This window comes from Candidatus Phycosocius spiralis, assembly GCF_030158815.1.
Lineage (GTDB): Bacteria > Pseudomonadota > Alphaproteobacteria > Caulobacterales > Aquidulcibacteraceae > Aquidulcibacter > Aquidulcibacter spiralis.
Window position 1 is genome coordinate 48,012 of record NZ_BPFZ01000010.1, and the last position, 18,238, is coordinate 66,249.

Sequence of the window (18,238 nt, forward strand, 5' to 3'; positions counted from 1 at the left end):
TCGGACCAGCCATGACTGTCAACTCTTCGCTCGGCACTTTTACCAGATCAAGCAACGCAGCGGCGGGCACCCCAAGGCTTTACCTACGCGAAGACGAACTCGATAATGGTGTATCCATGATTTTGGGTGCAGCCCAAAAGCTTAAATCAGCGACCTCAGCCCAGCGTAAAGCATTTGGGCTAACCTGGTCAGAAACTCGTTGTCTATTGCAAGCGATGGGACAATCAATCCCGGTTTTGGTCATGGCAACGGCTTTAGATTTAACCAAGCAAACCATACTGAAGACGCTGGAGGCTTTAGAAGGCCGAGGTCTGATTTTACGCACCAATGATACCCAAGATGGGCGGCGTAAACTCGTCACTTTAACGCAAGAAGGGTTGGTTTTGGCTCAAGATCTTGCCCTTGCTCTGCGGGTTTGCCTCGCAGGTGCCTATAAAGGCGCCGGTAGTGAAGCAGTTGCTGGCTGCGACAAAGTGCTTACAATTCTGACCCAAACCCAAAATCCACCCAGCCGATCGGGACCCACAAGCTGATGGCGCTTTCCCCCCATGCCGACACACCCGCCCATTTATTGGTGGTAGACGATGATGATCGCATTCGTACCCTACTCCAGCGCTATTTAACCGGACTTGGCTATAGTGTCACGACCGCCAATGACGCCAAGCATGCACGCAAATTGATGGATGCTTTGAGTTTTGACTTGATCATTTTAGATGTGATGATGCCTGGAGAAAATGGTGTTTCTCTGACACGGGCGGTGCGCTGGCAAGGCGATACACCCATTATCTTACTCACCGCGCGCGGCGATACCCCACAGCGCATTGAAGGGCTCTCCGCTGGGGCGGATGATTATCTGGCTAAACCCTTTGAACCTGAAGAATTAGCTTTACGCGTGGGTGCCATTTTAAAGCGGGCGCGCCCAGCCCCTGCAGCATACGTTTTAAACTTTGGTTCCGCTTCATGGCATCATAACCGCGATGAACTACGCCGCGATGGTGTCTTGGTGCGGCTAACCGATACTGAGAAAGATTTATTGCGTGTCTTTGCTGCAAGACCCGGTGCTACCATCACACGGGAAGAATTGGCGCGCAAAGCAGGCGTAGCTATTGAACGTTCTATCGATGTCCAAGTCACGCGCCTGCGGCGTAAACTCGAAGACGACCCGGCAGAGCCTGTCTATCTGCAAACGGTGCGCGGGCTTGGCTATCGATTGATCCATGATGCATAGATACTGGAGCCACTTAGCATGGATTTAAAATCCTTGGTTCCCCGCGGCCTTTTTGCCCGCTCACTGCTCATCATTGTTTTACCAGTTGCCATCATGCAAATGGTTGTAACTTACTTGTTTTTTGATCTCCATTGGGAACAAGTCAGCCGCCGCTTAAGTGAAGGAGCCGCAGGAGATGTGGCCCTGATCACCCACCTTTACAACCAAAACCCTTCCCCTGAAAACCTCACCCGTGTGACCGAATTTGCCCGCGCGGACCTAAGGCTTTCCGTCGCTCTCCAAAGCAAAGCCAATCTGCCTGAGAGTGAGCGATTAGCCGTTATCCCCGCCTTTGATAGAACCTTGCGGCGTGCTTTATCAGGCTCGTTACGGCAAAGATTTTGGTTTGATACCACACGCTACCCCGATTATGTTGACATCCGGGTAGAAGTAAATGGCGGGGTATTAAGGTTTTTAGCATATCGGGACCGCGTATTTGCCTCCACCGGGGGTATATTCATCGTTTGGCTCGCTGGAGCGACGATCCTGCTGGCGACAGTTTCAGTTTTATTCATCCGCAATCAAGTGCGCCCAATGGAACGTTTGGCCGATGCTGCTGATCGATTTGGCAGGGGTGAGCATGTTGAATTGAGGCCAGCAGGCTCTGCAGAAGTACGCCGCGCCACTTTAGCCTTTTTGCAAATGCGCGGACGCATTCAGCGCCATATCGAGCAGCGCACCAATTTACTCGCCGGCGTCAGCCATGATTTACGTACCCCCCTTACCCGCCTCAAACTCCAACTCGCCATGATGCCTAAGACAAAAGATATTGAGGAGGCCCGAAGAGACGTTGTGGAAATGGAAGCAATGCTGGGTGAATATCTGGCTTTCGCCGAAGGCCAATGGGCTGAAGAGCCTGAACCCTTGGATTTGGCAGAAATCGCGCGCGACATCATTCAAGACGCCGCGCGCATTGGCCGTTTGGTTGACGGTTCAAGACTTGCAGCTAGTTTGCCAACAACGGGTCGTCCAATCGCACTCAAGCGCTGTCTGTCCAATCTGGTTGAGAACGCGCTGTCATTTGGCAATGAAGTTACACTGGCGTCCAGCCAAAGCGAGGATGCAATCTATCTTCATGTTGATGATAATGGACCTGGCATCGCATCTGAAGATTATGATGAAGCCTTGAAGCCATTTTCACGCCTTGACCCTGCCCGCAATCAAAACCGCAAAGGCGTGGGGCTGGGCTTGGCTTTGGCACGGGACGCCGCGAGGTCCCATGGCGGTCACCTCACTTTGGGTCGCTCAGAACTTGGTGGTCTACGGGCATCAGTAAGACTACCGATTTAGGTGTTGACGCTTAAAATAAGCACCTAGCCCAGCAACATGGCTTGCCCAACGCTCGCTCTCTTTGAGGGATTGATCCAAACCCGCCATGGTTTTGGAGAGATCAGGTCCATCGTCGAGCCAAAGCGTCTCCATCTTTTTCAACCTTCGCGCCAGATCAAGGACGCCAAACCATGCCCACATCATGGTCGTGTCAACGCCCAAAGCCTCTAAAGCCCAAGCAGATGTTCTGGCTCGCCTGGTGGCCCTTGCGAAGCTGGCAGCGGGGTCCAAAGCATCAGCCTTTAAGATTGAAACCCAAGCCGAACGCTGGATCTCCATGCCATCAAACCGGGCCATAAAACAATCAAATAAGCCATCTGCCACCTTGTGATCCAGCATCAATTCTGAGGCATTCTTCAACATATGTCTGTCTAAGCCTTGGTCTAGATAGGCTGCAATCGTGGCTTTTTGAACGGCTGCATCGGCACAATCTGCCAAGTTAATCTTGGCCTCCTTGCATAGGGCAATGAGCGATACCTCTGACCATGGGGTCGTGGCACATACCGCCAATGCCGCGTCACTTAGAGCTTCTAAGATAGGCGAAGTTTTGGGCTGAAACTGGCTCATGCAACCCATATAAGGCGATTATGTTACAGTGGCTACTTCCCTATTTGGCGAGAGCGGAGCACGGCTGCTTCTATGGCACGACGAACCAAGGTAAAGATACCACCACCCTCTGTTAAGACCTCAGTCGCGGCCGCTGTGGTCCCTTCAGGACTTGTGACCGCGCGGCGCAATGCTTGTGGGCTTTGGCCGGATTGAGCCAGTAAAGCGCCTGCACCAATCACGGTTTGCCAAGCCAAGCGCTCCGCCAAGCCGCGCTCAAGTCCTTCAGCTTCCCCGGCCGCCGCCATGGCTTCGGCCAACAAGAAAACGTATGCGGGACCAGAGCCCGAAACAGCGGTAACCGCATCCAATTGCTCCTCATGTTGCAGTTTTTCGACACGACCCAATGGCGACAACAGCTTGATTGCAAGGGCTTGCCCTCGAAATGGAACATTTGGGACGCACCAATAGGCCGTAATGCCCTTCCCAATTTGGCCCGGCGTGTTAGGCATGGCGCGGATTACATGCTGGACATGGGTCATTTCTGCAATCTTGCTGGTGCCAATTCCTGCCATGATCGATACCATAATGGTCTGCTCATCTACCAAATCATGGACGATTTGATCGCACACAATGGTGAAATGTTGTGGCTTGATCCCCAAAACCACACAGTCAAATGGTGCAAGCCCTTTGGGATCGGGATTTAGCGTCCATGCATGCTGCTCGATCAGTTTTGCAATCTCTGCTGATGGCGTAGGCTCGAATACAACAAAATCCATCGTATCGGCAAGATCCGCCCAGCCGCGCAGCATAGCACCACCCATGCGGCCGCCCCCGACCAGGGCTATACGATTTTTCATGGAATTCAGGCCTCTCCGGCAGTCTCAAACAACACGGCTTGAGCGGCTTCTTCGGGTGATTTGCCGGCCCACAACAAAAAGTTGAACGCTGGGTAGTAACGTTCACAAGCCTCAATCCCGGCAGCCAGAATGGCCGCCACTTCGGATGGCTCTGGCGTAACACGCCCAATCAAGGGTAGAACAGCCCGCCAAGATAAGGCATTTTCCTCTGAAGATAATTCAAAATGACCTAGCCATAAGGCCTCATTGAGTAAAACCAACAAATTAGCCATATCCCCGCGTCGCATTCGAGGGGTCTTTAAGTCGAACATCAGACTTAATGCCAAAGAAGGTACATCCTCTCTTGCAAGAAACAAGCCATGCAAGTCACAATAAGTCATAGACGCTGCAAAGTGGATTTCCTCATCGAGACGTTCATAGGCCTTGGAGTCTGATGTTAGGACTGCTTCAACAGTGTCGAGCGTATCTGCGTCATCGAAAATGTCTTCTTCATGAAGCCTAAACTGGCGATCCATGGTAACCTCCACGGTGGTTCGCTGACGGATAAGGGGCGAATCGCACCTCATTGTGTGCATGGTTGAGCGGAATCGCGATGCGCTGCAAGCGCTATCTGCTTGCTTGAGCTGTTTGTGCCCTTTTTTTGGGGGTACGCTTTTTCGCTGCGGGTTTGCCCGATTGATCGGTTTGGGATTCCAACACCAGCAATCGGCTTTTGAGAATTTCGGTTTCAGCACGCGCTGCTGCGGCAAGGTCTTTCACGGCATCAAACTCATCACGGCGGACCAAATCCATATCCGCGAGGACACGTTCCATCTGAGAGCGCCAGAATGCACGAGCTTCCTCACCTAAACCTTGTGCAACCCCAGCAGCACTGGTGGCCAATTTTGAAAATTCGTCAAAGAATGGGTTTTTTGTTTGCATGGATACCTTATATCGGCTGAAACTCAACAACGCTATCCGTTTATTTATAGCACAGATTTTATGATGTCGATAGCACTCAGGACTTAAAATGGCCTCGTTGAGAAAGTTAAAGATGACAAGGCAATGCCAACCATCGCATCATAGCCCAGACTTGGAGCAATTCATCTGTTGCATGGGCTTTGCATCAGCCCCTATTTGTTTCTAAAGTAGAGCCATGCTCGATCTTGCCATTCCATTCCCTGACATTTCGCCCTTTGTGTTTCAACTGCCACAATTGGATTTAGGGGGCTTTACTTTAGGCCCATTTGGCCTGCGTTGGTATGCTTTAGCCTATATTGCGGGCCTGGTCCTTGGCTGGCGGATGATTGTAGGCTTGGTCAATAAGCCCGGCCTTTGGGGTGGGGTATCGCCGCTGAATGAAGAAGATATCGATGATTTTCTTTTCTATGCGACCTTAGGCGTCCTGCTTGGTGGGCGCATTGGCTACGTGATGCTTTACCGACCTGAGATGTTGAGTGACCCGCTCTCGGTCCTGCGTGTTTGGGAAGGGGGCATGAGTTTCCACGGTGGCTTCCTGGGCGTGTGTTTGGCGGTCATTGGCGTAGCTCTAGCGCGTCGGAAATCTATTCTGGCTTTGGGCGACGCTGTCGCTGTCGGAGCACCCATTGGGCAATTTTTCGGCCGCATCGCGAATTTCATCAATCAGGAATTATGGGGTCGGCCAACGGACGTTTCTTGGGCTTTCATCTTCAAAAGTGACCCCGATGCCTTGGCCCGCCACCCAAGCCAATTGTATCAAGCAGGTCTTGAAGGTATCGTGTTATTTTTAATCCTCCAGATCGGCGTGGCGCGGTTTAAGATGCTGCATAGACCGGGCCTTGCGACGGGTGTGTTCATAACCGGCTATGGCGTAATGCGGTGGATTGGAGAACAGTTTCGCGAGCCCGATGCAAGCTTGATTTTGAACTTAACCCGGGGTGAGTTCTATTCCCTGCCCATGATCATCATCGGAATTGGCATATTGATTGTGGTCAGCCTTCGAAAGCCAAATTCCCAATCTAACCCCAGCGCGTAAACCCATGACGGAGCCCGCGCGCGCGCCAGCCACCGAGCTTGAGGTGCGTATCGCGCGGATGATCGCCCACACCGGCCCTATTGGGGTTGATGTCTTTATGGCGCAAGCCTTGTATAACCAAGAAGCAGGCTATTATCGTACGCAAAAACCCTTGGGTAGTACTGGAGATTTCACCACAGCCCCTGAAATCAGTCAGATTTTTGGCGAGTTAATTGGCCTTTGGTTGGCACAAAGCTGGCTTGATCTTGCCTGTCCCACGCCGTTTAACTTGATCGAATTAGGGCCAGGCCGGGGCAGCTTGATCGCTGACGTCGTGCGTGTGTGCACCAAAGTGCCGGGGTTTTTGGAGGCGGCGGATGTGCAACTGGTTGAGACCAACCCGTATTTACGCGCCAGTCAACGCCGCGCGCTGGGATCCATCACCGCGCACTGGCATGAGACGTTAGAAGAAGTCCCATCTGGCCCCAGTTTAATCCTGGCCAATGAGTTCTTCGACTGTCTGCCGATACGCCAATTCATCTTGGGCGAAACGGGTTGGCATGAAAAATTAGTGGGGCTTGATGGCGCAGGTCGTTTGACCTTTGGCCTTGGGCCCGCTTTGGTGCACCCGCCCACTTGCGCACACCCCGACGATACGATTGGTGTTGTCCGCGAGATGGCACCAGGCCTAGAAGGCATGATGGATAGCATCGCCCGCCGACTATTGATCCATAGTGGGCGCGCACTGATCATGGATTATGGAGATCCAAACACTGCTTCGGGCGACACTTTGCAGGCGCTTTATCGACATCACAACATAAACCCACTCGACCATGTTGGCGAAGCCGACATCACAGCCCATGTGGACTTTGCAGCACTGTTAAACCTTGCCCAAAAGTTCGGCCTAACAACATCAGGACCAACCAGCCAACGCGAATTCCTATGCAGCCTTGGCATAGAAGCCCGTCGTGACGCCCTCATTCGTGCAAACCCTCACTGCGAATCTGAGCTGAGTCTCAGTGTAGAAAGATTGATCGGGGAAGCGCATATGGGCCAATTATTTCAAGTCGTGAGTTTAGATTCCCCTTTAAACCCTTGTCCTGGGCCCCCATTAGGATCGTAAATACCTATGCCTAACCTCGCCATACCTTTTCGGTCAGATGGATTGCACTATGACGTGCCTCAAGCATTGGAACCTGTGCGATCGTCGATGTTGTCGCAATTGGCGGGTTTTGAGCATGGGTTTTATGGACGTAGAGGCGGGGTCTCTTCAGGCCTATATGAAAGCCTCAATTGCGGACCAGGATCCAAGGACGACGCCGCAGCGGTGCTGGAAAATCGTCGCCGGGTGGCGGGCCATATCGGCGTATCACCAGAGCGATTATTGTCGGCTTATCAGGTTCATGGCGCGGAAGCCTTGATGGTTGATGGCCCATTTCCTGGTGATCGCCCCCAGGTTGACGCTCTCGTTACACGTTGCCCGTCGATTGCGCCCGCTGTTCTCACAGCCGATTGCGCACCTGTTTTATTTGCCGACCCCTCTGCTAGGATTGTTGCCGCAGCCCACGCTGGCTGGAAAGGCGCTTTGGGGGGCGTATTAGAAGCCACAATGGCGAAAATGATTAAATTAGGTGGCTCGCCTTCGCGCATTGTTGCGGCCATTGGCCCATGCATCGGGCAAGCCAGCTATGAAGTTGGCCCCGAGTTTGTTGCACGTTTCATGGATGCTGACTCCGGCAATGCAAGATTCTTTATTCCAGGATCCGATGACCGCTCCCACTTTGACCTTAAGCGCTATTGCGCTGCACGACTTCGCGGCCTTGGAATTGGTGCTGTCGATATCATGGCGCAAGATACCTACAAAGAAGAAGCGCTTTTTTTCTCCAATCGCCGTCGCATTTTGGCAGGTGAAGTCGATTATGGGCGAAACATTTCTGCCATTCGCATCCTCCGATAACAGGCTCCAGACTTGCATCTGGGCATGTCACTGATTAATCGAACCCCAATGGCAAATGCGTTAAAGTATAGCGCGCTACATAAAAACGGGGTCTAGCTTCATGAAATTGCTCGCTGGCAACGCCAATCAACATCTGGCCACGGCGATTGCTGATTATCTTGACGTACCCTTGACGCGCGCGCAGGTACGCCGCTTTGCCGACAATGAAATCTTCGCCACCATCGACGAGAATGTACGTGGAGAAGATGTCTTCATCATCCAATCCACCAGCGCCCCGGCCAATGACCATTTGATGGAATTATTGATCTGTATGGATGCGCTTCGCCGTGCCTCTGCCCGCCGTATTACTGCGGTTTTGCCTTATTTCGGCTATGCCCGCCAGGACCGCAAAACCGGTGGTCGCACCCCCATTTCAGCCAAGCTTGTCGCAAACCTCGTAACCACCGCTGGGGCCAACCGCGTGTTAACTATGGAATTGCACGCAGGCCAAATCCAGGGCTTTTTTGACATTCCAACCGACAATTTGTTCATCACCAATACGATGGAGCTTGACATACGCGCCAATTACAAGACTGATGATCTCATGATCGTTTCTCCTGACGTCGGCGGTGTAGTTCGTGCGCGGGCTTTGGCCAATCGGCTGGGAGCTGACCTTGCCATCGTGGATAAGCGCCGCGAACGTGCTGGCGAAAGTGAAGTCATGAACATCATTGGCGATGTATCTGGGCGGGCTTGTATTTTGTTTGATGACATTGTTGATACAGCTGGAACCCTATGTAATGCAGCAGCTGCAATGATGAATCAAGGAGCCGCTTCTGTATCTGCTTATGTCGCCCACGGTGTTTTATCGAACGGCGCGTTTGACCGGGTCGATGCGTCGGCTTTGAAAGAATTGGTTGTGTCAAATTCCATCGAGCATGGCGACAGGTTTGCTAAATCCAGCAAAGTGCGCAGTGTTTCGGTCGCACCCCTAATTGGCGAAGCGATTCGCCGCATCGCCAATGAAGAAAGCGTCTCGAAGCTTTTTGATTAGGGCACCACGCTTCCAGCTTGCTTAGCTGAAAGCGTGATCATAACCCCATCGAGTATTAAGCAGCCATCGCCACTTCAAAGTTGTTTGCAACCTTTTTTAAGAAGCCCTCAGTTGAGAGCCACGATTGCTCATCGCCTACTAACAGCGCCAAATCCTTGGTCATAAATCCAGCTTCCACAGTTGCGACCACGACTTCTTCCATTTTGAGGGCGAACTTCATCAAGTCCCCATTGTCATCTAATTTTGCACGATGGGCGAGACCACGGGTCCATGCAAAGATCGAGGCGATGGAATTGGTAGAGGTTTGCTCGCCACGTTGATGCTGGCGGTAGTGGCGGGTGACGGTGCCATGGGCGGCTTCAGACTCCAGCACTTTGCCATCTGGGGTCATCAGAACCGAGGTCATCAAGCCCAAAGAGCCAAAGCCTTGTGCCACCGTATCCGACTGGACATCGCCGTCATAATTTTTGCATGCCCAAACAAATCCGCCCGACCATTTCATTGCTGAAGCCACCATGTCGTCGATCAAGCGGTGCTCATACACCAGACCCAATTGCTTGAATTGAGCTGCATAGTCGGCATCAAATACCTCTTGGAAAATATCCTTAAAGCGGCCGTCATAGGCCTTCAAAATCGTATTCTTGGTTGACAGATAGACGGGATATTTGCGCGAAAGACCAAAGGCAAAGCTGGCGTGGGCGAAGTCGCGGATCGAATCGTCCAAATTATACATCGCCATAGCAACACCAGAGCTTGGGTAATCAAACACTTCATGCTCAATCACTTGACCATCGTCGCCCACAAATCTAATCGATAGCTTGCCAGGGCCCGGCACTTTAAAATCTGTTGCTTTATATTGATCTCCAAACGCATGACGGCCAATGATGATGGGCTTGGTCCAGCCCGGTACCAAGCGGGGAACGTTGGAACAAATAATCGGCTCGCGGAAAACAACCCCGCCCAGAATGTTGCGGATCGTGCCGTTTGGCGACTTCCACATTTTCTTAAGTTTAAATTCTTCAACGCGCGCTTCATCGGGGGTGATGGTGGCGCATTTGATCCCGACCCCATGTTTTTGGATTGCTTTTGCAGCATCAATGGTCACTTGATCATTGGTCGCATCGCGGTTTTCGATCGAGAGGTCGTAATATTCAATCTCAAGGTCCAGATAAGGGGTGATCAGATAATCCTTGATCATTTGCCAGATGATGCGGGTCATCTCGTCGCCATCAAGATCAACCACTGGATTAGCAACTTTTATCTTCGCCATTTTTTTCCCCTACTGGCCCACCAAGACGTGGGCTGCAACTCTTATGTCCGCAAATCGGTTGGGTGGGCTATAGCACCTCCAGCGTTATGGAAAAGACGTTTTGAACAAGAGTGACAGCGACAAGATGCGTAAAGATACTCAAATCACGCCCCCACCGCGACCATGGGAGCCGCCAAAGCCAAAGTTGGATGGCACAAGGCCTGTAGGGATCGGGCCCAATGGCCCTTTGTCCAAAGCCGATCAAGCTGCCCTTCCTGGTTGGGGTACTGCACCTGCCATTTGCTTGGTCGCGCCGCAGATGGGGGAGAATATAGGTGCTGCAGCGCGCGCGATGGCAAACTTTGGGTTTTCAGAGCTCATTCTGGTTAAGCCGCGCGATGTGTGGCCCAATCCAAAAGCGTGGGTAATGGCCAGTGGGGCCGAATGGCCACTTGAAAGCGCACAAGTGGTTGAAACAGCTAGTGAAGCCATTGCCGAAAAGACCTTTGTCATCGCCACCACCGGCACACCGCGACAAGTGGATAAGCCCTTGATTGGCCCACGCCAAGCTGTCGCGCGCATCCGTGAGGCCATGCAGAGCGGGGAAAAGCCTGTGATCTTGTTTGGTTCCGAGCGTTCTGGCCTTGATAATGATCTCATCATTGGGGCAGATATTTTGGTGACTTTTCCAGTCGATGGGCGCTTCCCCAGCTTGAACCTAGCCCAATCGGTTGCCTGCTTGTGCTATGAGTGGGCCAGTCTTTCAGAAGCAGATGGCCCACCACCGGGGTGGAGCATCGAACAAAAACCCACCGCACCGCGCGCCGCCTTTGAAAGCTTCTTTGAGCACTGGGTTGAAGAATTAGACACCACGCGCTTTTTCTGGCCCAATGACCGTAAAGGCACGATGATTGAAACCATGCGCAATGCCTTTGTGCGCGCGCGCCTAACCATGGGCGAAGTCAGCCTTATGCGTGGCGCGTTGCGATCCTTGGCTGGGGGTGCGCGCCGCCGTGCGTTAGAAACCGATGCTGAAACCCATCGTGCGACTATGACGGCTTGGCTGAACGCGCGCTCTAGCGGCGATACTGCTACTTTGGCCAGCTTACAAATCCCCAACGCCAGTATCAGCGAAGGGCCGCGCAACGTGATTCTCATAGAATGTGTTTTTGATTTCAGGCAAGGCATTGTCTTGACCCAAAATGCCGAAGGTAAAATGGGCGCTTGGATCATTCAATTACAAAATGGCTTGATCGAAGATGCGCGTTATTTCGGAACTTGAAAAGATCCCATTGCCACCCGCACTCGACTTTCCAGTCATTTCCTGCAATCAGGGGCACTAGATCAAGCGCGCAAGCTGATCGTAGCTTTGTCGCGCGAAAGCCGCCCGTGAGGGCTGCGAGGCGAAGAAACGATGACACATGATCCCTTTCGTGCTTCCAAGCATCCCAAAAGCACGGATGATGCAAAGCCCTGGCAGCGCAAAGCGGCACAAAATGAGCCAGACATTGCGGGTTCTTCCACTGTTGTAGAGCACCCTAAGGAGCAACCAGGTGAGCGCATCGCCAAGGCCTTGGCTCGCGCTGGCCTCTGTTCACGCCGTGAAGCCGAACGCTGGATTGAAGACGGACGCATTAAGGTGAATGGGGTTGTACTCGAAAGCCCAGCCTTTAATGTTACCGGCCAAGACCACATCGTTGTCGATGGCCGCCAGATTGATAGCCCAGAGGCCACACGTGTGTGGCGCTATCATAAGCCCGATGGATTGGTGACGACCCATAAGGATCCCCAAGGGCGCGAAACCGTATTTAACCAACTGCCCAAAGATCTACCGCGTGTGATTTCGGTTGGGAGATTGGATTTAAGCTCAGAAGGCTTATTGCTCTTGACCAATGATGGTGAGTTGGCGCGCGCGCTCGAATTGCCATCGACGGGTTGGTTACGCCGCTACCGGGTGCGCGCTTATGGCCGTGTCAATCAAGAAGAGCTCGTTAAACTTGCCCATGGCATAAAGGTTGATGGTATCACCTATGGCCCCATAGAGGCAATCCTTGACCGTGCCGAGACCGCCAATGCTTGGATCACGGTTTCGATCCGGGAAGGCAAAAACCGAGAGATTCGTCGCGTCCTTGAAGCCATTGGCCTTAAGGTCAATCGCTTGATCCGAGTGTCCTATGGTCCCTTTCAATTAGGCAAAATGCCCCCGGGTAGTGTAGAAGAAGTGGCCCCAGCGGCGCTAAAGGAAATGCTGGGCCCCTTGATGCCAGAGCCGCCTGCGCGCTACACCAACCGCCCCAAACGCCCAGAGCGGCCCGCTTTAGCAGTAGCCCCACCTGTCAAGATCGGGCGTCGTGGACCCAAGCCACAACCAAAGTCTGCCAAAACTAGGGTTAGCTTGTTGGACGAAGAAGCGCCGCGACGCGAAGCCAGTAAAGCCAAAAGTCGGTCTGGTCGTCCAACAAAGCCTAGTGAGAAGCCTATACCGCCTCATGGGTTGCGTCCAGATGGCAACAAACGCGCCCAGATTTCAACCAAACCGAGAAAGCCCACGAGATATAGGCCATAGGCCAATCCCTCTTGCACGCTAATGGTCTCAGGATTGCCGCTTACCATCGCTCCACCAAATAAGGCGCTGACAAAATTATTGCCAACATGGGCGCCTATAGCGGCCTCTAATCCGTTGAGACGTACCACCGAATAGCCAAACGCGAGGCCCATCGCGAAGGTCAGCGCATAGGTGAACCATCCTGGCGCGCCAAAATGCAAAGCGCAAAACACCAAGGACGTGATCAAAACCGCCCAAAACGCGTGGCCAAATATCGGGGCGACATGTTGCAGCAACCAACCCCGCACAAAGACCTCTTCAAAGCTGGCTTGAACTACCGTACCAACGCCATAAGCCAAGGCTAGCATCATCCAATCAAGAATGGAAAATGCCACAAGCCTTTCAGAAAACGGGTCTAAACTGTCTGAGTTCACCAAGGCTGAACTGACAAATGACAGCGCAACCATTGCGCTACCAGCGGCTAAAGTAAGCCCCCAGCGAAATTGCCGCTGCCCGGTAAAAAGGCTCAAGACCTGACGCTTCTCACCCCAAAAGCGCCAAGCGATCAAGGCCAAATAGGCTGGCGCGAAGCCGCCCACCATCACCAAAAGTGCTAAAGCAGCTTCACGCGGCGCACCTTGGGCTAGGTTCTGCAACTGAAGAAAATTTGCCACAGATTGAAGTTGGAGCAGGCTTAATTGCCACACCACAAAAACGCTGATGCCTGCCAAGATTGTGATACCCATAGATCGGCGCGCGACTTTGGTAGGATTTTTAGTCATCAACCACCCCGGCCCCGATGCTCAACTGCCTACTTAACCTAGGTGTTGGCACTTCAATAGCGGTGGGGCGCACCACCCTCGCTAGAGCCACGCAATCGACCAACGCAGCGCCAGCTTTGCGCAAGGCCGCGGCACAAGCATTAAAAGTCGCGCCCGTGGTCATCACATCATCAACTAACAAAATGGCCTGACCATCCAAGCGCTCTGTCACTTTAAAGGCGCCGGCTACATTGCGCTTGCGCCCACCGGCGGAGAGGCCATTCTGGCTGGGCGTTCGTCGATGACGGTGTAAGAGCATCGGCTGATAGCGGCCCCCGCTGCGCGCGGCTAAAGAGCTCGCCAACCAAGCGGCTTGGTTATATCCCCGCTGCCAAAGCCTGGTCCAATGCAGCGGGATCGGGACGATTTGATCAGCCTCCAAAACAAATGGTGCGGCTTCGAGCATCCAAGAAGCATAAGCGCGCAAACCGTCTTTACGCGCACCATGCTTTAAGTTCAAAACTAAAGGCTTAGACAGATCATCATAGGCCAAGGCCGCACGTGCCCGGTTGTAAACCGGTGGATCAGCGATACAGGCGGGACATTGGATATCGGGGCTTGTGGCCTCTACAATTGGCATGCCACAGCGGTTGCATCCGGGGGCATATAAAAAGTCTAATGCCCGCCACAAATCATATTCCATGGTGCCAGCACAGCTTACGCGATTTTGCGATAATAAGGAACGAGGCGGCCAAATGAGATCAGCACAGGTGCGACCCAAGCCCATTCCTAGCAACCTTAGTGCGCGCATGAAGTGTGACCCTCTAGTCCCTACACTCATTTTAGCTCATGATGCGCCTTGATGAAAACCATGATTCCCACCCCCCTCTTTGACCGGAAGCGCCTGCAAAGGCAGCGTGATCGGGCGGCAAAGACATTTGCATCGGTTTCGTTCCTCAAAGAGCGCGCCGTCTATGATGTGTGCGAGCGCTTAGATTTAATCAATCGCCGTTTTGAGGCAGCATTGGATATAGGCAGCCACGGCGGCTATTTTGGGCGCGCCTTAAAGGCGTTACCGGACATTAAAGACAAGGTGGGATTTTTGGCTGAATGTGATTTGAACCACGCCTTTTTAAGTACACGTACTGCGCCTGCCTTCGTCGCCGATGAAGATCATATGCCCCTTGCACCCTTAAGCCTTGATCTGGTTATTTCCACACTCGTTTTGCATTGGGTGAATGATGTGCCGGGCTTTTTGGCGCAGGTGCGACATGCGCTACGCCCAGACGGCCTTTTTTTAGCGTCATTTCTAGGTGGACGAACCTTGCAGGAATTGCGCCTGTGTTTGGCCCAAGCCGAAGAAGAAGTTTTGGGCACGGCTTCCCCCCGTGTCTCCCCTTTTGCCGATGCACAAGATGGTGCCCGTTTGCTGCAGCGCGCTGGCTTTGCCTTACCCGTAGCCGATAGCGATCTGGTGCGTGTGCGCTACAAAAATCTGTTCAGCATTTTTCGCGACCTCAAAGCTATGGGGGAAACCGCAGCCTTTACAAAGCACGAGTCGCGACCCTTAACCCGAACATTGATCGCTCGCGCCGCAGACATCTACCAAGCCGATTATGGCGATAGCGATGGTCGGGTTGGTGTGACCTTTGAAATCATTACCTTAACAGGATGGGCACCCCACGAAAGCCAACAAAAGCCGCTGGCACCGGGCAGTGCTAAAATGCGCTTGGCCGATGCTTTAGGGACGCGGGAAGTCTCTGCTGGGGAAAAACCGCTTTAGTTTGCTTTGACATATTGGGGATTAAGCGATCGACCTTGGAGTGCCGAACATTGGCTCCAAATCTTACTTAGTTTCAAACAAGCGCAGCATTTACAGCGCGCTTCATTGTCTCCCACTGTGTACGGGTGAGGTGGCAGCGAAGCTGGCGGAGGGGGATCACGCCCGCAAATGAGCCTGCAAGACCCCAATTAATGGAACATCTGCTTCTGGCATTGGATAAGTCGAGAGTAAATCCGGCATAACCCATGCCAAGGTTTGCCCCTCACGCGCCGTGGCAACCCCTGACCATGTGTGAATGATCCAAAGCGGCATTAAGAGATGGAAATCATCATAGGTGTGGGATGCAAAGCTTAAGGGCACTATATCCTGTGGACGAACCTTGATCCCTAATTCTTCGGCCAATTCACGGCATAAGGCTGCTTCTGGTGCCTCGCCAACCTCGATTTTGCCACCAGGAAATTCCCAAAGCCCAGCTAAGGTTTTGCCCGCTGGGCGTTGCGCCAACAACACCGCGCCCTTTTCAGAGATGAGGGCACCAGCGGCTACCAATAAAAATCGCATGCGCCCTCACGTAAACTTAGGTGCTCTTACATGATCAAGAGCGATAATCGCCATTAATTGCAATATAGCCATGGGTGAGATCACATGTCCAAACAGTCGAGGTGCCGTCGCCCACGCCGACATCGACCAGAATATCAATCAGGTGCCCCTTCATATGGGCGTCGACGCGGGCACTGTCATAGTCAACCGCGCCGCCATCGCGGGCTGTCCATTCGCCACCAAAGCGGACGCAGAGTTGGTCAAGATTGATCGGTTCGCCCGATTTGCCCACGGCCATAACCACGCGTCCCCAATTGGCATCTTCCCCCGCAATCGCAGTTTTGACCAAGGGAGAGTTGGCAATCGCCATACCAATGATGCGCGCGGACTGATTTGATTGCGCGCCTTGGACTGTGATCTCAATCAACTTTTGCGCCCCTTCCCCGTCGCGTACCACTTGAAGTGCTAAATCGTGGAAAATCCCATGAAGGGCCGTTGAGAATACTTCGGCGCGCGGATCTTCAAGGGTAGTGATAGGCGAACTGCCGCTTGCTCCGGTCGCAAACACCAACAATGTGTCCGAGGTGGAGGTATCACTATCCACCGTAATGGCGTTAAACGTTGTCTCAACATGGCGTGAAATCATTGCTTGAAGCACAGGGGAGCTTATCGCCGCATCGGTAAACACAAATACCAGCATGGTGGCCATGTTAGGCGCAATCATACCAGACCCCTTAGCAAGGCCAACTAAACCTATCGGGACGCCATCTAGATCAAGGCGCGCGCCTGCAGCTTTGGGAAACGTATCGGTTGTCGAAAAAGCACGCGCCAAAGCTTCCCAATTTGGTGCGCCATGGTCTTTGAAAGCCGCTTCCAGATGATCGGCCACAAGATTGGGCGCAATGGGCACACCAATGACACCGGTTGCAGCGATAAACACCTCTTGTGGCGCGCACCCAGTCAGACGCTGCACTTCTTTTACCGTAGCCGCATTTTTAGCCAAGCCCGCAGGCCCAGTAAATGCGTTGGAATTACCAGCATTGACCACCAAAGCCCGTGCATGACCCGCCTTAAGGTGCTCAACGCATAAGTTCACATCAGCTGAGCGGGTAGCACTTTTGGTGAACACGCCCGCAACACTGGCACCTTCTGGAAAAGAGACGGTCATTAAATCCATGCGCGACCCGGCGTAAAGCCCAATGCGGCTGGCTGAAGCCACCATTCCACCAATCATCGGCAGATTTGGGAAATGTTCGGGTGCTAATGGGGAGACCGGCAAATCTTTCATGCCAGTGGCCATAGCCAGACCAAAGCAGCAAGTCGACCCTTTTTCGCCCAAACCGCGCAATCGATTTGACCTAGCATGAGAGTTTGAGTGAAAATGAGCTGTGCGACACGAAAAATCTGCCCGACTTATCGAATTAGCGCGCCTTCTGGCGGCCACCAGCTATGGTCTCACACTCGATGAAATGGGCGAAAAGCTCGACGTTAAACGCCGCACAATTGAGCGGATGCGCGATCAATTGATGATCATGTATCCTGACTTGGAAGAGATTTCAGACCCGCCGACCAAGCGCTGGCGCCTGCCCAAAGGGCTTGATATCTTTACACTAGCCCCCACCACCGAAGAAATGGCTGCTTTGACGATTGGGCAAAAGCAACTTGAACGCACCAATCCCCAAGCCAGCGCAGCGCTCGCGAGTCTCGAAACCAAAATGCTTTCAGCTCTGAAATCAAACGTGAAGCGGCGTCTCGCCACCGATCTTGAAGCCTTGATGCAAGCTGAAGCCATCGCCGTACAGCCGGGCCCGCGCGCCAGCGTAGATAAGGAAGTGCTAAAGGTGTTGCGCGACGCACTATTGGCGCTCAAGCAAGTTGTATTGCATTATAGCGGTGGAACCGGTGCCCCACGGCAACGTATATTGATCCCCTACGGCATTTTGTTTGGCGGGGAAGCCTATTTGATAGCGCGCGAGGCTGACTGCGAGGACTCGATTGCACCGCGCATGTGGCGCCTTGACCGGATCGCTCAGCCCAAAATGCTTGACCTGCCAGGGGGTCCACCCGATGGCTTTGACTTACAAGCCTATTCGCAGCGCTCGTTTGGTATCTATCAGGAAGACACCGTCGATGTTGTCTTGCGCGTCCTACCTGATTTTGTCGAAGAGGCCAGCCGATGGATGTTTCATGCGGGCCAAATTTTGGAGGCCCAAAGTGACGGTAGTCTTTTGGTTCGTCTGCATGGTGGCGGGCTGAATGAACTGGCATGGAGCTTATTTCGGTGGGGCGGTAAGATTGAGATATTGGAGCCCCCTGCCCTCAAGCGCGCGATGGCCAATGCACTCGATCTTGCCCAAACCATGTTGGCACCTAAGCCCTGAAAGTCACACATT

The 18,238-nt window shown here is 53.0% G+C and carries 20 protein-coding genes; 11 read left to right on the top strand and 9 right to left on the bottom strand.

Translation table 11 applies throughout. The annotated features are described in order from the left end of the window. Positions 1 to 11: 11 nt before the first annotated feature. The 3 genes from PsB1_RS08415 to PsB1_RS08425 are packed head-to-tail and all read left to right on the top strand — an operon-like array spanning position 12 to position 2,557. Positions 12 to 533 (top strand): helix-turn-helix domain-containing protein, encoded by a 522-nt coding sequence (locus tag PsB1_RS08415; RefSeq protein ID WP_284360425.1) that lies wholly within the window; start codon positions 12 to 14, stop codon positions 531 to 533. Next, entirely contained in the window at positions 533 to 1,228 is a 696-nt protein-coding gene (locus PsB1_RS08420) for a response regulator (protein WP_284360426.1), read from the top strand. The genes PsB1_RS08415 and PsB1_RS08420 overlap by 1 nt, the downstream gene beginning before the upstream one ends. An 18-nt stretch (positions 1,229 to 1,246) precedes the next feature. Then, entirely contained in the window at positions 1,247 to 2,557 is a 1,311-nt protein-coding gene (locus PsB1_RS08425) for an ATP-binding protein (RefSeq protein ID WP_284360427.1), read from the top strand. Here PsB1_RS08425 and PsB1_RS08430 read toward each other — a convergent pair. The 4 genes from PsB1_RS08430 to PsB1_RS08445 all read right to left on the bottom strand — a co-directional run bounded on the left by PsB1_RS08430 (position 2,546) and on the right by PsB1_RS08445 (position 4,923). Further along, positions 2,546 to 3,163, bottom strand: a complete 618-nt coding sequence (locus PsB1_RS08430) for a hypothetical protein (RefSeq protein WP_284360428.1) — start codon at positions 3,161 to 3,163, stop codon at positions 2,546 to 2,548. The genes PsB1_RS08425 and PsB1_RS08430 overlap by 12 nt on opposite strands. Before the next feature lie 32 nt (positions 3,164 to 3,195). Beyond that, a complete protein-coding gene (gene proC, locus PsB1_RS08435; RefSeq protein ID WP_284360429.1) occupies positions 3,196 to 4,002 on the bottom strand; it encodes a pyrroline-5-carboxylate reductase in 807 nt (268 codons plus the stop codon). A 5-nt stretch (positions 4,003 to 4,007) separates the two neighbouring features. Next, on the bottom strand, positions 4,008 to 4,517 hold the full coding sequence (locus PsB1_RS08440) for a type III secretion system chaperone family protein (RefSeq protein WP_284360431.1): 510 nt from the start codon (positions 4,515 to 4,517) through the stop codon (positions 4,008 to 4,010). 91 nt (positions 4,518 to 4,608) lie between these two features. Further along, positions 4,609 to 4,923, bottom strand: a complete 315-nt coding sequence (locus PsB1_RS08445) for an accessory factor UbiK family protein (protein WP_284360432.1) — start codon at positions 4,921 to 4,923, stop codon at positions 4,609 to 4,611. Positions 4,924 to 5,137: 214 nt separating this feature from the next. Between PsB1_RS08445 and lgt the strand changes: the two genes are divergently transcribed. The 4 genes from lgt (at position 5,138) to PsB1_RS08465 (ending at position 8,967) form a co-directional block, all read left to right on the top strand. Beyond that, the gene (gene lgt / locus PsB1_RS08450) at positions 5,138 to 5,998 is read left to right on the top strand and encodes a prolipoprotein diacylglyceryl transferase (protein WP_284360433.1); all 861 of its coding nucleotides are present in this window, start codon (positions 5,138 to 5,140) and stop codon (positions 5,996 to 5,998) included. A 4-nt stretch (positions 5,999 to 6,002) separates the two neighbouring features. Further along, positions 6,003 to 7,100, top strand: coding sequence for a class I SAM-dependent methyltransferase (locus tag PsB1_RS08455; protein ID WP_284360435.1), 1,098 nt, complete (start codon positions 6,003 to 6,005; stop codon positions 7,098 to 7,100). Between the two features lie 6 nt (positions 7,101 to 7,106). Next, a complete protein-coding gene (gene pgeF / locus PsB1_RS08460) occupies positions 7,107 to 7,934 on the top strand; it encodes a peptidoglycan editing factor PgeF (RefSeq protein ID WP_284360436.1) in 828 nt (275 codons plus the stop codon). A gap of 100 nt (positions 7,935 to 8,034) precedes the next feature. Next, complete coding sequence (locus PsB1_RS08465; protein ID WP_284360437.1) at positions 8,035 to 8,967, top strand: ribose-phosphate pyrophosphokinase; 933 nt, start codon at positions 8,035 to 8,037, stop codon at positions 8,965 to 8,967. 55 nt (positions 8,968 to 9,022) lie between these two features. Here PsB1_RS08465 and PsB1_RS08470 read toward each other — a convergent pair whose 3' ends face one another. Next, positions 9,023 to 10,237, bottom strand: coding sequence for an NADP-dependent isocitrate dehydrogenase (locus PsB1_RS08470; RefSeq protein ID WP_284360438.1), 1,215 nt, complete (start codon positions 10,235 to 10,237; stop codon positions 9,023 to 9,025). Between the two features lie 124 nt (positions 10,238 to 10,361). On the opposite strand from PsB1_RS08470, the gene PsB1_RS08475 reads away from it, so the two are divergent. Both PsB1_RS08475 and PsB1_RS08480 read left to right on the top strand, forming a co-directional pair. Next, positions 10,362 to 11,498, top strand: coding sequence for an RNA methyltransferase (locus tag PsB1_RS08475; RefSeq protein ID WP_284360439.1), 1,137 nt, complete (start codon positions 10,362 to 10,364; stop codon positions 11,496 to 11,498). Between the two features lie 132 nt (positions 11,499 to 11,630). Continuing rightward, a complete protein-coding gene (locus PsB1_RS08480; protein WP_284360441.1) occupies positions 11,631 to 12,782 on the top strand; it encodes a pseudouridine synthase in 1,152 nt (383 codons plus the stop codon). Here PsB1_RS08480 and PsB1_RS08485 read toward each other — a convergent pair. Both PsB1_RS08485 and PsB1_RS08490 read right to left on the bottom strand, forming a co-directional pair. Further along, on the bottom strand, positions 12,704 to 13,543 hold the full coding sequence (locus tag PsB1_RS08485) for a CPBP family intramembrane glutamic endopeptidase (protein ID WP_284360443.1): 840 nt from the start codon (positions 13,541 to 13,543) through the stop codon (positions 12,704 to 12,706). The two genes, PsB1_RS08480 and PsB1_RS08485, sit on opposite strands and share 79 nt — an antisense overlap. After that, positions 13,536 to 14,333 (bottom strand): ComF family protein, encoded by a 798-nt coding sequence (locus PsB1_RS08490; protein ID WP_284360445.1) that lies wholly within the window; start codon positions 14,331 to 14,333, stop codon positions 13,536 to 13,538. Before PsB1_RS08490 ends, PsB1_RS08485 begins: the two co-directional genes overlap by 8 nt. 51 nt (positions 14,334 to 14,384) lie before the next feature. Between PsB1_RS08490 and PsB1_RS08495 the strand changes: the two genes are divergently transcribed. After that, positions 14,385 to 15,305, top strand: coding sequence for a methyltransferase domain-containing protein (locus PsB1_RS08495; RefSeq protein WP_320412726.1), 921 nt, complete (start codon positions 14,385 to 14,387; stop codon positions 15,303 to 15,305). 156 nt (positions 15,306 to 15,461) lie between these two features. Here the strand turns inward: PsB1_RS08495 and PsB1_RS08500 are convergent, their stop codons facing one another. Beyond that, the gene (locus PsB1_RS08500) at positions 15,462 to 15,866 is read right to left on the bottom strand and encodes a (deoxy)nucleoside triphosphate pyrophosphohydrolase (RefSeq protein ID WP_284360446.1); all 405 of its coding nucleotides are present in this window, start codon (positions 15,864 to 15,866) and stop codon (positions 15,462 to 15,464) included. Positions 15,867 to 15,900: 34 nt separating this feature from the next. Beyond that, positions 15,901 to 17,133 carry a bifunctional glutamate N-acetyltransferase/amino-acid acetyltransferase ArgJ gene (argJ, locus tag PsB1_RS08505; protein WP_284360447.1) on the bottom strand — a complete coding sequence of 411 codons (1,233 nt, stop codon included), beginning with the start codon at positions 17,131 to 17,133 and terminating at the stop codon, positions 15,901 to 15,903. A 100-nt stretch (positions 17,134 to 17,233) separates the two neighbouring features. Between argJ and PsB1_RS08510 the strand changes: the two genes are divergently transcribed. Then, positions 17,234 to 18,226, top strand: a complete 993-nt coding sequence (locus PsB1_RS08510; RefSeq protein WP_284360448.1) for a helix-turn-helix transcriptional regulator — start codon at positions 17,234 to 17,236, stop codon at positions 18,224 to 18,226. Positions 18,227 to 18,238: the final 12 nt, after the last annotated feature.

Excerpts from the sequence above, each read along its gene's own strand:
- PsB1_RS08415 (WP_284360425.1), top strand. The coding sequence starts at position 12 with ATGACTGTCAACTCTTCGCTCGGCACTTTTACCAGATCAAGCAACGCA.
- PsB1_RS08420 (WP_284360426.1), top strand. The coding sequence starts at position 533 with ATGGCGCTTTCCCCCCATGCCGACACACCCGCCCATTTATTGGTGGTA.
- PsB1_RS08425 (WP_284360427.1), top strand. The coding sequence starts at position 1,247 with ATGGATTTAAAATCCTTGGTTCCCCGCGGCCTTTTTGCCCGCTCACTG.
- PsB1_RS08430 (WP_284360428.1), bottom strand. The coding sequence starts at position 3,163 with ATGAGCCAGTTTCAGCCCAAAACTTCGCCTATCTTAGAAGCTCTAAGT.
- proC (WP_284360429.1), bottom strand. The coding sequence starts at position 4,002 with ATGAAAAATCGTATAGCCCTGGTCGGGGGCGGCCGCATGGGTGGTGCT.
- PsB1_RS08440 (WP_284360431.1), bottom strand. The coding sequence starts at position 4,517 with ATGGATCGCCAGTTTAGGCTTCATGAAGAAGACATTTTCGATGACGCA.
- PsB1_RS08445 (WP_284360432.1), bottom strand. The coding sequence starts at position 4,923 with ATGCAAACAAAAAACCCATTCTTTGACGAATTTTCAAAATTGGCCACC.
- lgt (WP_284360433.1), top strand. The coding sequence starts at position 5,138 with ATGCTCGATCTTGCCATTCCATTCCCTGACATTTCGCCCTTTGTGTTT.
- PsB1_RS08455 (WP_284360435.1), top strand. The coding sequence starts at position 6,003 with ATGACGGAGCCCGCGCGCGCGCCAGCCACCGAGCTTGAGGTGCGTATC.
- pgeF (WP_284360436.1), top strand. The coding sequence starts at position 7,107 with ATGCCTAACCTCGCCATACCTTTTCGGTCAGATGGATTGCACTATGAC.
- PsB1_RS08465 (WP_284360437.1), top strand. The coding sequence starts at position 8,035 with ATGAAATTGCTCGCTGGCAACGCCAATCAACATCTGGCCACGGCGATT.
- PsB1_RS08470 (WP_284360438.1), bottom strand. The coding sequence starts at position 10,237 with ATGGCGAAGATAAAAGTTGCTAATCCAGTGGTTGATCTTGATGGCGAC.
- PsB1_RS08475 (WP_284360439.1), top strand. The coding sequence starts at position 10,362 with ATGCGTAAAGATACTCAAATCACGCCCCCACCGCGACCATGGGAGCCG.
- PsB1_RS08480 (WP_284360441.1), top strand. The coding sequence starts at position 11,631 with ATGACACATGATCCCTTTCGTGCTTCCAAGCATCCCAAAAGCACGGAT.
- PsB1_RS08485 (WP_284360443.1), bottom strand. The coding sequence starts at position 13,543 with ATGACTAAAAATCCTACCAAAGTCGCGCGCCGATCTATGGGTATCACA.
- PsB1_RS08490 (WP_284360445.1), bottom strand. The coding sequence starts at position 14,333 with ATGCGCGCACTAAGGTTGCTAGGAATGGGCTTGGGTCGCACCTGTGCT.
- PsB1_RS08495 (WP_320412726.1), top strand. The coding sequence starts at position 14,385 with ATGAAAACCATGATTCCCACCCCCCTCTTTGACCGGAAGCGCCTGCAA.
- PsB1_RS08500 (WP_284360446.1), bottom strand. The coding sequence starts at position 15,866 with ATGCGATTTTTATTGGTAGCCGCTGGTGCCCTCATCTCTGAAAAGGGC.
- argJ (WP_284360447.1), bottom strand. The coding sequence starts at position 17,133 with ATGAAAGATTTGCCGGTCTCCCCATTAGCACCCGAACATTTCCCAAAT.